The organism is Planococcus maitriensis (assembly GCF_003289925.1).
In the GTDB taxonomy this organism is placed as follows: Bacteria; Bacillota; Bacilli; order Bacillales_A; family Planococcaceae; genus Planococcus; species Planococcus maitriensis.
The window spans coordinates 42,252-54,794 of sequence record NZ_QLZQ01000008.1; the positions used below are offsets into that span (position 1 = coordinate 42,252).

The following is a 12,543-nucleotide window of genomic DNA, read 5'->3' on the forward strand; positions in this document are numbered from 1 at the left end:
AATAGGAATGAAATCCGCCGAATTATTTACTATACTGAAAGAGCGGGTTGCCAATGACCAGTTGAGCTGGACATTCGACCGCCAAAAAGATATTGCAAATGTAAGGCATACAGAACTGGGGAAAGGCATGACCATTTCATTGCCTCAAGTCATCAGCCGTTTCGAGACCAAAGGCGATGCAGCGATTGAAGAAATCGCCTATACGATTTCCGAAACTTTCAATGCGATGGAACGTGAATCAGCAGGTGAATTGCCGGGTGAACAGCATATTTACCCGGTCATCCGCTCGACCTCGTTTCCTGAAGAATCGCGTGAAGGCCACCGTTTCCTGACTGCTCCCCATACGGCAGAGACGCGTATTTATTACGCGCTCGATGCCGGGACGACTTACCGGCTGATTGATGAAAAAGTATTGGAAAGCCTAGGGTTGACAGCCGAACAAGTTCAGGAAATCGCCAAATTCCAAGTGAAGAAATTGAAGACCGCTGTCAAGGAAGACCACGTGGCAGGGAATGTCTTCTACTTCCTGAACGAAAACGATGGTTATGATGCCACGCGCATCTTGAATGAAACATTCTTGAAAGACATGAAAAAGAAAATACAAGGGGACATGACTGTCTCGGTCCCCCATCAGGACGTCTTGATCATCGGAGATATACGAAACGAGACCGGGTACGATGTGCTTGCCCAAATGGCGATGCATTTCTTCACGAACGGCAAAGTGCCGATTACGTCCTTGTCATTCGTCTATGAAAATGAAGAGCTTGAACCGATATTCATCCTAGCGAAAAACAGACCCGAGAAGGAGAACGATAAAAAATGAATGCATTCTATAATAAGCAAGGCGTCGGCGACGTGCTACTCGTCCAATTGACATTGGAAAAACCGGATAAAATCCATACGGAACAATACGGCGATGTGACGTTGATCAAAAATGAACAGCAAGAGATTGCAGGATTCAATTTATTCCAGGCAAGCGATTATGCAGACCTGCCAGAAGGGCAGCCAGTGGAAGTGACGGAAGCCTTGGTGACAGCGCTTCAAAATGCTCTGGAGAAAAACGGCGTCTCCCACACGCTGGAAGTCGACTTGACGCCGAAATTCGTCGTCGGCTATGTGGAGTCGAAAGACAAGCACCCGAATGCGGACAAATTGAATGTGTGCCAAGTGGCGGTCGGCGAGGAAACTTTGCAGATCGTTTGTGGCGCGCCGAATGTGGAAGCGGGGCAAAAAGTGGTCGTCGCTAAAGTAGGCGCGGTCATGCCTTCTGGGATGGTCATCCGCGATGCAGAACTGCGCGGGGTCGCTTCAAGCGGCATGATCTGCTCAGCAAAGGAATTGGGCTTGCCGGATGCACCGGCGGAAAAAGGAATTTTGGTATTGCCGGAAGACGCGCAAACAGGATCTCCATTTGAAATGAAGGTGTAACGATGAGTTGGATGAAAAATATATGGAATAAAATGTTTACAGAAGACACGGAAACAGAAGAACAACTATACACCCGCAGTGAGGACACACAGCATATCGAACCAGAACAGCAGGCAAGCAAACCGGCGCCGTTCCGGTTTCCGCTCATTTCCGATGAAGAAGCGAAAGGCCTGCCAGCAGAAAACCGCAAACCCGAACGGCGCGTAGAAAAGCCGCGTGTTGATACGCTTCCGAAAGCACCGGAGGAAAAGACCTATGAACTCGATGCCTTGGAACCGAGCGGTAAATTACCTAAACCGAATACAGGGCGCAATAAGAAAAAGCGTCCCCATGTGCCAAAAACAGCTGAACCTCAAGGCCTCGACCTGCCGGGCAACACGACGCGGCGCTTCCAGCCGACGCGTGTAGCTTCCCCTGTGCACGGATTTACGGACCGTCCGGCGCCGATCGACGAGTTATTGGAGCAGGAAGCAAAAAAGAAGGCAGAACTTGAACGCAAGAATGATTGGTCGCAGCGCAGCTTGCAGGAACTGTACAAGAAGAGCGATGGCCGTTTGCATCAAGCTGAAAAACCGCAATCCGATACGGAGACAACGGTATATAAACCGGCAGAACCAAAGCAGCAAGCTCCAGACACTGAATCTGTTCGTGAAAAAGCGACTGAAGCGGAAGCGCTGGATGGACAGCAACCCGAAAAAAAGCCTGAACCCCATTATGAATGGGCAGACCGTAGCCTGCAGGATCTATTGCCGAAAAATCAAAAGGCTGAAGAAGCGCCTGAACAACCGGAAGTAACGGTATACCGTGCAGCAGAACAAGAACAGGCGTCAGACGAAACCGATGTTGCTGAGACTGCTGGACAAACTGGTGAAATTTCCTCTGAAGAAACCGGCAAAGGCGGCCCGCAGGCGATTTCTGAACTGCCGGAAGCGACAATACATGCCGAAGAGGCACAAATCGCCCAACAGGAAGCCGAACAGGACAATCGTGTACATAGCCCAGAGCCGAAACCGGTATTGCCGCAGGCGAAAACACAGGAGAAAACCAAAAAGGAACGAACTGTGCCATTCAATGTGCTGATGCTGAAATCGGATAAAGAACGTTTGCCGAAGCAGCAGGTGCCGACAGCGGAAAAAAAAACGGCATTAATAGAGGAAACCGAAGCTGAACCAGCAAGCCATGGTGAAAAAAGCTTTACTGGCTATCAATTGCCTGGCCATGAGTATCTTCTAGAGCCTGAAAATGATTTGAAAGATGAAACGTGGATGGAAGAACAAGGCGAGCGCCTTGTCGAAGCTCTGTCCCATTTCCAGATCAAGGCGGAGATTGTCGGAACGGTACAAGGGCCGGCCGTCACCCGTTTTGAGCTGCGTGTCGCGCAAGGGATCAAAGTGAGCAAAATCCGCAATTTGGCTGACGACTTGAAATTGGCGCTTGCGGCACGTGACATCCGCATACAGGCTCCGATTCCCGGGAAAAGCTCGATCGGCATCGAAATCCCGAACCGCCAAAGCCGCGCAGTGCGCCTGTCGGAAGTCATCGGAAGCCCGAACTTCAAAGCGTCGGATTCACCGCTTGAAGCAGCGCTTGGGCTCGACCTGGCCGGGAATCCAGTTACGCTCGACCTGCGCAAGATGCCGCACGGCCTGATCGCGGGAGCTACAGGATCCGGCAAAAGCGTATGCATCAATTCGCTGCTCGTGAGCCTGCTGTACCAATCTTCTCCGCGCGACTTGAAAATGCTGTTGATCGACCCGAAAATGGTCGAACTCGCGCCTTATAACCATATTCCGCATTTAGTCAGCCCCGTCATCACAGATGTCAAGGCAGCGACCGCTTCCTTGAAATGGGCAGTAGAGGAAATGGAGCGCCGCTATCAGCTGTTTGCCCATACAGGAGTCCGTGATCTCGAACGCTATAATAAAATGGTCGATGACAAAGGACAGCCGGCACAGCACTTGCCTTATATCCTGATCGTCATAGATGAGCTTGCCGACTTAATGATGATGTCACCATCAGATGTAGAAGATTCCATTTGCCGCATCGCCCAGAAAGCGCGCGCCTGCGGGATCCATCTGGTGATCGCCACACAACGTCCCTCAGTGGACGTCATTACGGGCTTGATCAAATCCAACATCCCGACGCGCATCGCCTTTTCCGTCTCGTCGCAAGTGGACAGCCGGACAATCTTGGATACCCAAGGAGCTGAACGTTTGCTCGGGCGTGGGGATATGCTGTATCTAGGGAATGGCATGGCCGCTCCGAACCGCTTGCAGGGAACTTTCGTGACAGATGATGAGATTGAAAAAGTCATCGCCCATGTCCGTGCGCAAGGGGAGCCCGATTATATCTTCAAAGAAGAGGAATTGATCCAGCGCAGCCAATCGCCTGCCGAACAGGATGATTTATTCGAGGAAGCGTGCCGGTTCATCATGTCGCAAGGAAGCGCATCGACTTCCTTGCTGCAGCGGAAATTCCATATCGGCTATAACCGGGCCGCTCGCTTGATGGACCTGATCGAAGAATATGGTTTCATCTCCGAACAGAATGGGAGCAAAGCGAGAACGGTGCTCATTACGGAAAGCGATATCGAAGAAGTATTCCGTTGAACCTAGGCGCCGCCGGAATTTCAGGAATTATTGATTATTTCAGTGCCTGTCCACTTTGTGATATAATCGGAGCATTGTGAAAAACCATCCAGCTATTGATTCCGCAAAGCGGTTTGACTAGACTAATTTTCCACTCCCACAGGAGGTTCATTTATGACAGTATTACATTTTACGGGCATTAAAGGCTCTGGCATGAGCGCGCTGGCCCAAATCATGCATGATATGGGCGAATCGGTTCAAGGCTCCGATATCGCGCAGCATTTCTTCACGGAAGAGCGGCTGCGGGAGAGAGGCATCTCCATTTTGCCTTTCGATCCCGAAAACATTTCGCAGGACATGACGATCGTCGCCGGGAATGCGTTTAACGACGAACATCCAGAGCTGGTCAAAGCCCGTGAAAGCGGCGCGACCATCATCCGGTACCATCAATTCCTCGGGGATTTGATGAAGCAATATGTATCGGTCGCCATCACCGGGGCGCACGGTAAAACTTCGACGACCGGGCTTATGGCGCATGTACTGAACGGCTATAAGCCGGTCTCGTACTTGATCGGTGACGGAACGGGGTCGGGACAGGAAGAATCCCATTTCTTCGTAGCGGAAGCGTGTGAATACCGCCGCCATTTCTTGGCGTATCACCCGGATTATGCGATCATGACCAATATCGATTTCGACCATCCCGATTATTTCGGCAGCATCGATGACGTCTTCAAGGCGTTCCAGGAAATGGCGCAGCAAGTGAAGAAATGCATCATCGCTTGTGGAGATGACGAATATTTGCAGCAAATCCAGGCGCCGGTACCGGTCGTCTATTACGGGTTTGGCGAAGAAAACGACTTCCAGGCACGCAACATCGTCAAAACGACGGAAGGAACGACATTCGATGTCGTCATCCGCAATGAATTCTTCCACACGTTCACCATCCCGATGTACGGCGACCATGCAGTGCTGAATGCGCTTGCTGTCATTTCACTGTGCCAGTACGAAAGCATCCCAGCAGATATTATCCAGCGCCAATTCGAAAGCTATGAAGGCGTCAAGCGCCGCTTCACGGAGACTGTCATCGATGGCCGCGTGCTGATCGACGATTATGCCCATCATCCGACGGAGATCCGCGCCACGCTGCAATCAGCCAGCCAAAAGTATCTGGAGCGAGAATTGGTGGCGATCTTCCAGCCACACACCTTCAGCCGCACACAAACCTTCCTCCAGGAATTCGCCGATTGCCTGCAGGAAGCAGACCATGTCTATTTATGCGATATTTTCGGCTCCGCCAGAGAAGAAGCAGGCACCCTGACCATCCGTGACCTTCAGGAAAAAATCGAAGGAAGCCAGCTGCTGCAACTGGAAGAGGTCGAAAAGTTAAATATCCATGAAAATGCAGTATATCTTTTCATGGGAGCTGGAGATGTAACGAAATTCCAGCAAGCTTATGAAGAAGTTCTGGCAATGCCTAAAAAAGCCTAACCATCTCACATGGTTAGGCTTTTTTTCTATGGCATGTAAGACAGGCCGCAGAAATTGCAAAATGTATTGGGAGGCTGGCAGGCATTTGAAAGCTTTTGCCGAATAATATTAGAGGCGTGTTTAAACCCTTATGGGGCAGGGTAGAAAACAGGTATACGAAATTTAATCAAACCGAAGGAGGAAACAGAATGGATTGGTCAATCTTGCTTTACATTGCCGCGATTGTCGCCGCTGTTGGATTTTTAATTCTATGCGTAGCGCTGGCGATGACCTTGAACTCACTCAAGAACACATTAAAAGAGGTTTCCGGAACTGTCTCAGGGCTGGAGAACCAATTGCAGGGAGTTACGTTGGAGACGACGAACCTATTGCATAAAACGAACGAACTCGCTGAAGACATCACGGTCAAATCAGAAAAATTGAACGGTGTTGTCGATGCAGTCAAAGGCGTCGGTAATTCAGTGACAGACCTGAACTCTACGGTGCGCCACATCACTTCACGCGTTGGTGTGCAAGTTGAGCAGAACGAAGACAAAATTGCCCAAGTTGTCCAGTGGAGCAATGTCGCGATGGGAATCGCAGACAAATGGAAAGAGCGCAAAGTTTACCAGACACGCAGCACAGAGCAATACACGCCGGTTCCTGGCCAAAAGAAATTGCCAGGCAGCAGCGACCAATATTAAGATCATCAAATCTCGAACATAATGGAGGAATGGACAATGGGAAAAAATAAAAACACCTATTCAAAACCTGATTATAACGAATCCCAATACAATGGCGAATACTATACGCAAGGCGGCAAGTACAGCGACCAAGGCGGACAGTACGAACAAAGCCAGTACGTACCGCAATCATACGGTTCGTCAAGCCGCTATGACGACCTATACGATTACGAAGAATCGAATGGCGGATCAGGCTTCTTGACAGGGATGATCGTCGGCGGCCTTGTCGGGGCAGCAGCGGCTTTGTTCTTCGCACCTAAAGCAGGCAAGGAGCTTCAAGCTGACTTGAAGACGCAAGCCAATACCTTCAAGGAAAAGGCACAGCAGTCAAAAGAATCCGGCGATTCGAATGACGGCCCTGGATTCACGCAGCAATTGAAAGAGCAGTCGACGAAAGTAGTAGATAAAGTGAAGAACATGAAAGGCAGCAGCTCGCCGATGGATGACGGAACTGCTTCCTCCGAAGGCGAAGAAAGCGTTGAATTGCTGGAGACTGTGCAAAACAAAGTCGATAGCGGCGACAAAGCCGGAAACGATGCGTTTACGTCCACGGCGAATGCTTTGAAAGAAGCAGTCGAAGAAGTGAAGGAAGAAAACAAATCAAGCCATAACGATTCAAAAACATCGGCAGGAACGAATGCTTCTGCAAGCCTGCAAAGTTCGGCTGATTCAAAATCTTCCTCTAGCGCTAAAGGTTCTTCGGCATCACAGGGATCTTCAACTGCAAAAGGGTCTTCGAATTCCCAAGGGTCTTCAAATGCAAAAGGATCCTCTAATTCGCAAGGGTCTTCAAATGCAAAAGGATCTTCAAATCCACAAAGCAATCAGAACAAAAAGAATTAATTTTGGGAGCGGTTGAAATGGAAAACTTTGTACATGTGAGAAACTTGGATGAGCTTAAGCAAGCGGTCGGCAATGAACAGCATTATTGGCTGTTCAAGCACAGCAGTACTTGCCCGGTCTCAGCAGGCGCATGGAAAGAATATTCAGAGTATGCATCATTGCATCCCCATCAATTATTCCTTTATCTCGTCGTCCAGGAAGACAGAGAGCTTTCGGCGGCAATCGAGGAAATAACAGGGGTTCGCCATGAATCTCCTCAACTCTTCCATTTTGCCAGCGAGCAAGTCGACTGGCATGCGAGCCATAACAAAATCAAAAGCAAAGCGATGAAGGAATTCATCGCTTAGCCTTAACTACACGAATTGGGAAGGCGGATGGATTCATTCCATCCGTTTTTTCATGGGAAAAAATATTTCTTGTGTCGGCACGATGCTGCGCCATATACGCATTTTTGGACTGATAATTTCTATGTAAACGCTTTAGCGCGTTGAATCGCTAAACAAATTCCGTGACTTTCCTGAATAGTTTGCTTATAATGGTCATATCGTGTTAATATGACACCTATTAAAAGCGTCACTCTTGAAAGGGGAAGTTGAGAATGAGTCATACAGAATTGGAACAGCTTAGAGAACAAGTGGATGCAGTCAACCTGCAAATTCTTTCTCTTATCAATGAGAGAGCTTCCGTGATCCAGGAGATCGGGAAGATCAAGGAAAAGCAAGGTGCTACCAAGTACGATCCGTTGCGCGAGCGCCATATGCTGAATTTATTGAAAGACAATAACAATGGGCCACTCGATCAAAAGACAGTTGACCATATCTTCAAGGAAATCTTCAAGTCTGCACTCGATATGCAAGAAGAGGATAGCCGCAAAGCACTTCTGGTTTCCCGTAAGAAAAAGGCGGAAGACACAATCGTTTCCGTTAATGGCGAAAACATTGGCGAAGGCGCACCATCCTTCATCTTCGGGCCTTGTGCTGTCGAATCCCAAGAGCAAGTCGATCAAGTGGCGCAGGCCATCAGCGAGAAAGGCTTGAAATTGATCCGGGGCGGGGCATACAAGCCGCGTACATCCCCATACGATTTCCAGGGACTGGGATTGGAAGGCTTGAAGATGCTCAAAAAAGCGGCTGACCAATACAAATTGGGCGTGGTATCGGAGATTGTTACACCGCATCATCTGGAAGAAGCTCTGGATTACGTGGATGTCGTCCAAGTCGGCGCACGCAATATGCAGAACTTCGAACTATTGAAAGCTGTTGGGCAGATCAACAAACCGGTACTATTGAAGCGCGGCATGTCTGCTACTGTCGATGAATTCATCAAAGCAGCAGAATACATCATCGCTAACGGAAACGACCAAATCATCCTCTGTGAGCGCGGCATCCGCACATATGAAAAAGCGACGCGCAACACGCTGGATATTTCCGCAGTGCCGATCTTGAAACAGGAAACACATTTGCCGGTCTTCGTGGATGTCACGCATTCTACTGGCCGCCGCGATCTATTATTGCCTGCAGCCAAAGCGGCAATCGCTATTGGAGCCGATGGGGTCATGGCTGAGGTCCACCCGGATCCTGCAGTCGCACTCTCTGATGCACAACAGCAAATGAGCTTGCCGCAATTCGATGAATACTACGATTCATTGATGAAGTTCATGAAGCAGTATGAATTGAAAGTATAAGCAAAAGCCGGACCCGTTCCGGCTTTTTTGTTTTTTATGGAGAAGCAGCAGGAAAAGAAGGTGGAATAAGGCCGAAAGTTGGACAGTTTCATGAACTTTCACGTTAAGCATTGCTGCAATACATAATAAGAGTTGATATTCATAAAGCGGTTATCGTATCATTGAATGAAAGAATGGAACAGGAGGACGCAAAATGACCGTTACGATTTATGATGTGGCACGGGAAGCTAATGTTTCCATGGCTACCGTTTCCAGGGTAGTGAATGGCAACCAGAATGTAAAACCGGCCACAAGAAAAAAAGTGCTGAAAGTGATCGAAGAACTCGGCTATCGCCCGAATGCCGTAGCTCGCGGGTTGGCGAGCAAGAAAACTACAACGGTCGGCGTCGTTTTACCGGATATATCCAATAGTACGTATGCTGAACTGGCGCGGGGCATTGAAGATATCGCTACGATGTACCGCTACAATATCATCCTGTCCAATTCCGACCAGAATCCGAACAAAGAGCTTCAATTGCTCGAAACGATGCTCGGCAAACAGGTGGATGGCATCGTCTTCATGAGCGATGTCATTTCAGATGAATTGCGCAAGGAAATGGAGCGTTCCCCGACACCGATCGTATTGGCGGGATCAATCGATGATACAGCATCGATCGCTTCCGTTAACATCGATTATTATGCTGCTGCCTATGAAGCGGTGAAGAAATTCATCGACAGCGGGCATAAGAAGATCGCATATATTTCAGGCCCCTTATCGTCCGAGATCAATCGTGAACATAAGCTAAAAGCCTACCAGGATGCTTTGCAGGAAGCGGGCCTTGGCTATGACGAGCGCCTGGTCATCGAATGCAATAACACCTACGAGGAAGGGTTGGAAGCTGTGCGTGAACTGGAAGCGATTGAACCGACAGCTTATTTCGTCAGCAATGATGAAATGTCGATTGGCGTCATCCATGCAGTGGAAGCGCTCGGCAAACGGATTCCGGAAGACGTAGAAGTCATCACTTACGAAAACTCGAAGCTTGCCCGTATGGCCCGCCCGATGCTGACGGCTGTGGCATTGCCGCTATATGACATCGGTGCAGTATCGATGCGTTTGTTGACGAAATACATGAACAACGAGGAAATTGAAGAAAACCAAGTCGTGCTGCCTTACCGTCTGGAAGAGCGCCAGTCGACGAAACATCAATAGATGCTATTGGATATGCTTGCCCCATAGGAAACCGCCCTTGCTTCAGGATTGGATTCAATCCCGTCGCAAGGGCGGTTTTTTTAAAAAAAGCTGCGGAATATTCCGACTAAATAATGCGCGGTTTATTGATTGCGGATCATGTACAGCGCCTTATCGAGCATTTGCTGATTCTTTTCGGTGATTTCCGCTTTTCTTGGAATCGGCTTGTACATATTTTCGGGATCTTCCCATGTCTCGATCAAAGGGACAGGGGATTCAGGCTGCCAGCGCTTAAGCCATGCTTCAGGCAGTTTCCCGTGCGGCAAAGGCTGGCTGTTCATTTCCATCCACAGGAGCGACCAGGCACGCGGCACGACCCGCCAAATATCATAGCCGCCACCGCCGACTGCTACCCACTTGCCGTCGCAGAATTCATGAGCCAATTCATGTGCGATTTTGGGGATTTCCCGATAGATTTCCATTGTGCTGCTCAAATGTGTCAAGGGATCCAAATAATGGGCATCGGCGCCGTTCTGGCTTAAAATGACATCCGGCTTGAAATGTTCGACGATTTCACGCATGGCGGTCCGGTAAATCGCCAGGAATGATTCATCCTCCGTGAACGCATCGATCGGAAAATTGAATGAAGTGCCATAGCCTTGCCCGCTTCCGCGCTCGTTGATATTGCCGGTGCCAGGGAAGAGGTAGCGGCCTGTTTCATGGATCGATACTGTGCACACATCAGGATCGTCATAGAAACACCATTGCACCCCGTCGCCGTGGTGGGCATCCGTATCGATATACAATACGCGTGCGCCATATTTCTCTTTCAAATAATGGATGGCTACAGAGCTGTCATTATAGATACAAAAGCCTGACGCTTTCCCGCGGAATCCGTGGTGCAAACCGCCCCCGAGGTTCAATGCATGCTCGGCTTTTCCTTCCATCACTTGATCGACCGCCGTCAAGGTGCCGCCGACTAAACGGGCACTCGCTTCGTGCATGTTTTCGAAAATCGGCGTATCTTCCGTGCCGATGCCATATCCTTCTCCCGCCTCCGGAGTGATTTCGCCCCGGCTCGCTTTCTTGACGATATCGATATAGCGCTGGTCGTGCGCAAGCAATAATTCTTCATCTGTTGCAGTCCGTGCAGGCACAATCAAATCCTCTGGAAGTGCGTCCATTTCCCTGAGCAAATCAATGGTGAGAATGAGCCGTTTTTGGTTGAACGGATGCGTTTCAGAAAATTTATACCCCAATTGATCTTCTGAATAGATGAAGACGGCGTGTTTTTTCATTCCTGCATGAGATTCGGCCATAAGACATCGAAACCTTCTTTTCGCAGATCTTCAATAATGGAAATGGGGTTCATCGTTTTGATGCGGAAAGCCAGAATCTTATTGGAATTGTCTTTCCGGTCGGGGTAGACAAGGACGCTCAATACATTGACTTTGTGCTCGTAGAACACTTTGCTTACTTCGTAGAGCGCGCCTGAACGATTCGGCACTTTGATTTCGATTTGGGAGCCGGGCTGGTGCGCGCCGGTCAATTCGATATACGTATACAAAAGATCGGTTTCCGTCAGAAAGCCGACGAGTTCGTTTTGGCTGACGACCGGCAAGCAGCCGATTTTATGTTCATAGAACACCAAAGCGATTTCTTCGACGAAATCCAGCGGGTGGGCGATGATCGGATTTGCTGTCATGATTTCCGAAACTTTCTTCTCGTAAGGATTCACTTTCGGCGTCACCGTGAACATCGAAGGCAGCGCATCTTTCAAGTCGCGGTCGGTCACGATGCCGACGACTTTCCCGTCATCGACGATGGGAGCGTGGCGGATCCGTTTTTCTTCAAACAGGTCCAGCACATCCTGGACGGTCTGGTCTGAGCGCAGCGTGAAAACATCCTTCTTCATGATTTCTTCTACTAGCATATAAGCACCCCTTTAGTAATCAGTACATATAGCGGTTCATGAAACGCAGCTGGTCGAACTTCTGGATCGACTCCGTATCGACGCGAGAACCGATGCGCGCCATCAGCGTGTTGGCTGGATGCGAGCTGATTTCGGGATCATCCGTAGCGAAATATTCCAGCCCGCCAGCCTGCATCATCTTTTCCATGATTTTGCGGTATTCCCAGACGTTCAGCCCGGTTCCTTTTAAATCCCAATGCCAATAATATTCTGTCGTGATGACGATGAAGTCATTGAAGGCATCATCCATCATCGAAACTTGGAGCAGTGCTTTGCCGACGCCGGCGCCGCGGTATTTAGGAATGACTTCAATCGCGCCGAGCTCGATCAAGTTTTCCATCTTCCCTTCGGACCAGCGTTCGAGCGGGTCGGGATAGAGGTAGGTGACATAGCCGACAATGGTGTTCTGGTCGCGCGCAATCAGGATGCGCCCTTCCGGCAAATCCGCAATTTCCGTGATGGCTTTGTGCTGCTGTTCTGGAGGTCTGAAAGCGACCAAGTCTTCGTGGAAATCAAGTTCCTTCAATTCCTTCGATGGGACCGGCCCTTCTATGACGAGGGGCCCGTGTTTCGTTTTCAATTCCATCGCATTATACGTCTTCTTATGTTCCATCATTTCACCGCCTGTGGTTGCAATTAGCTTCATT

The 12,543-nt window shown here is 49.4% G+C and carries 12 protein-coding genes; 9 read left to right on the forward strand and 3 right to left on the reverse strand.

All coding sequences use genetic code 11. The features are described 5' to 3' along the window. Nucleotides 1–7 precede the first annotated feature (7 nt). The 9 genes from DP119_RS14270 (at nucleotide 8) to ccpA (ending at nucleotide 9,945) form a co-directional block, all read left to right on the forward strand. Nucleotides 8–823: a DUF1444 family protein gene (locus DP119_RS14270; RefSeq protein WP_112233783.1), complete on the forward strand. Its 816-nt coding sequence runs from the start codon at nucleotides 8–10 to the stop codon at nucleotides 821–823. Then, nucleotides 820–1,428 carry a YtpR family tRNA-binding protein gene (gene ytpR, locus DP119_RS14275; protein WP_112233784.1) on the forward strand — a complete coding sequence of 203 codons (609 nt, stop codon included), beginning with the start codon at nucleotides 820–822 and terminating at the stop codon, nucleotides 1,426–1,428. Before DP119_RS14270 ends, ytpR begins: the two co-directional genes overlap by 4 nt. Nucleotides 1,429–1,430: 2 nt before the next feature. Next, the gene (locus tag DP119_RS14280; RefSeq protein ID WP_112233785.1) at nucleotides 1,431–4,037 is read left to right on the forward strand and encodes a DNA translocase FtsK; all 2,607 of its coding nucleotides are present in this window, start codon (nucleotides 1,431–1,433) and stop codon (nucleotides 4,035–4,037) included. A gap of 153 nt (nucleotides 4,038–4,190) precedes the next feature. Further along, nucleotides 4,191–5,504 (forward strand): UDP-N-acetylmuramate--L-alanine ligase, encoded by a 1,314-nt coding sequence (gene murC / locus DP119_RS14285; protein ID WP_112233786.1) that lies wholly within the window; start codon nucleotides 4,191–4,193, stop codon nucleotides 5,502–5,504. Between the two features lie 188 nt (nucleotides 5,505–5,692). Then, nucleotides 5,693–6,187: a DUF948 domain-containing protein gene (locus tag DP119_RS14290; RefSeq protein WP_058381125.1), complete on the forward strand. Its 495-nt coding sequence runs from the start codon at nucleotides 5,693–5,695 to the stop codon at nucleotides 6,185–6,187. A 36-nt stretch (nucleotides 6,188–6,223) separates the two neighbouring features. Next, nucleotides 6,224–7,069: a YtxH domain-containing protein gene (locus DP119_RS14295; RefSeq protein ID WP_112233787.1), complete on the forward strand. Its 846-nt coding sequence runs from the start codon at nucleotides 6,224–6,226 to the stop codon at nucleotides 7,067–7,069. Nucleotides 7,070–7,086: 17 nt separating this feature from the next. Next, nucleotides 7,087–7,416, forward strand: a complete 330-nt coding sequence (gene ytxJ / locus DP119_RS14300; RefSeq protein ID WP_112233788.1) for a bacillithiol system redox-active protein YtxJ — start codon at nucleotides 7,087–7,089, stop codon at nucleotides 7,414–7,416. A gap of 251 nt (nucleotides 7,417–7,667) precedes the next feature. After that, entirely contained in the window at nucleotides 7,668–8,753 is a 1,086-nt protein-coding gene (locus DP119_RS14305) for a bifunctional 3-deoxy-7-phosphoheptulonate synthase/chorismate mutase (protein ID WP_112233789.1), read from the forward strand. Between the two features lie 193 nt (nucleotides 8,754–8,946). Continuing rightward, a complete protein-coding gene (gene ccpA / locus DP119_RS14310; protein ID WP_112233790.1) occupies nucleotides 8,947–9,945 on the forward strand; it encodes a catabolite control protein A in 999 nt (332 codons plus the stop codon). A 122-nt stretch (nucleotides 9,946–10,067) separates the two neighbouring features. Here the strand turns inward: ccpA and DP119_RS14315 are convergent, their stop codons facing one another. The 3 genes from DP119_RS14315 to DP119_RS14325 are packed head-to-tail and all read right to left on the reverse strand — an operon-like array spanning nucleotide 10,068 to nucleotide 12,509. Next, entirely contained in the window at nucleotides 10,068–11,243 is a 1,176-nt protein-coding gene (locus DP119_RS14315) for an acetoin utilization protein AcuC (RefSeq protein WP_240616452.1), read from the reverse strand. Next, on the reverse strand, nucleotides 11,219–11,857 hold the full coding sequence (locus DP119_RS14320) for an acetoin utilization AcuB family protein (protein WP_112233791.1): 639 nt from the start codon (nucleotides 11,855–11,857) through the stop codon (nucleotides 11,219–11,221). The genes DP119_RS14315 and DP119_RS14320 overlap by 25 nt, the downstream gene beginning before the upstream one ends. A 19-nt stretch (nucleotides 11,858–11,876) precedes the next feature. Continuing rightward, nucleotides 11,877–12,509, reverse strand: coding sequence for a GNAT family N-acetyltransferase (locus DP119_RS14325; RefSeq protein ID WP_112233792.1), 633 nt, complete (start codon nucleotides 12,507–12,509; stop codon nucleotides 11,877–11,879). Nucleotides 12,510–12,543 lie beyond the last annotated feature (34 nt).

Excerpts from the sequence above, each read along its gene's own strand:
- DP119_RS14270 (WP_112233783.1), top strand. The coding sequence starts at position 8 with ATGAAATCCGCCGAATTATTTACTATACTGAAAGAGCGGGTTGCCAAT.
- ytpR (WP_112233784.1), top strand. The coding sequence starts at position 820 with ATGAATGCATTCTATAATAAGCAAGGCGTCGGCGACGTGCTACTCGTC.
- DP119_RS14280 (WP_112233785.1), top strand. The coding sequence starts at position 1,431 with ATGAGTTGGATGAAAAATATATGGAATAAAATGTTTACAGAAGACACG.
- murC (WP_112233786.1), top strand. The coding sequence starts at position 4,191 with ATGACAGTATTACATTTTACGGGCATTAAAGGCTCTGGCATGAGCGCG.
- DP119_RS14290 (WP_058381125.1), top strand. The coding sequence starts at position 5,693 with ATGGATTGGTCAATCTTGCTTTACATTGCCGCGATTGTCGCCGCTGTT.
- DP119_RS14295 (WP_112233787.1), top strand. The coding sequence starts at position 6,224 with ATGGGAAAAAATAAAAACACCTATTCAAAACCTGATTATAACGAATCC.
- ytxJ (WP_112233788.1), top strand. The coding sequence starts at position 7,087 with ATGGAAAACTTTGTACATGTGAGAAACTTGGATGAGCTTAAGCAAGCG.
- DP119_RS14305 (WP_112233789.1), top strand. The coding sequence starts at position 7,668 with ATGAGTCATACAGAATTGGAACAGCTTAGAGAACAAGTGGATGCAGTC.
- ccpA (WP_112233790.1), top strand. The coding sequence starts at position 8,947 with ATGACCGTTACGATTTATGATGTGGCACGGGAAGCTAATGTTTCCATG.
- DP119_RS14315 (WP_240616452.1), bottom strand. The coding sequence starts at position 11,243 with ATGGCCGAATCTCATGCAGGAATGAAAAAACACGCCGTCTTCATCTAT.
- DP119_RS14320 (WP_112233791.1), bottom strand. The coding sequence starts at position 11,857 with ATGCTAGTAGAAGAAATCATGAAGAAGGATGTTTTCACGCTGCGCTCA.
- DP119_RS14325 (WP_112233792.1), bottom strand. The coding sequence starts at position 12,509 with ATGGAACATAAGAAGACGTATAATGCGATGGAATTGAAAACGAAACAC.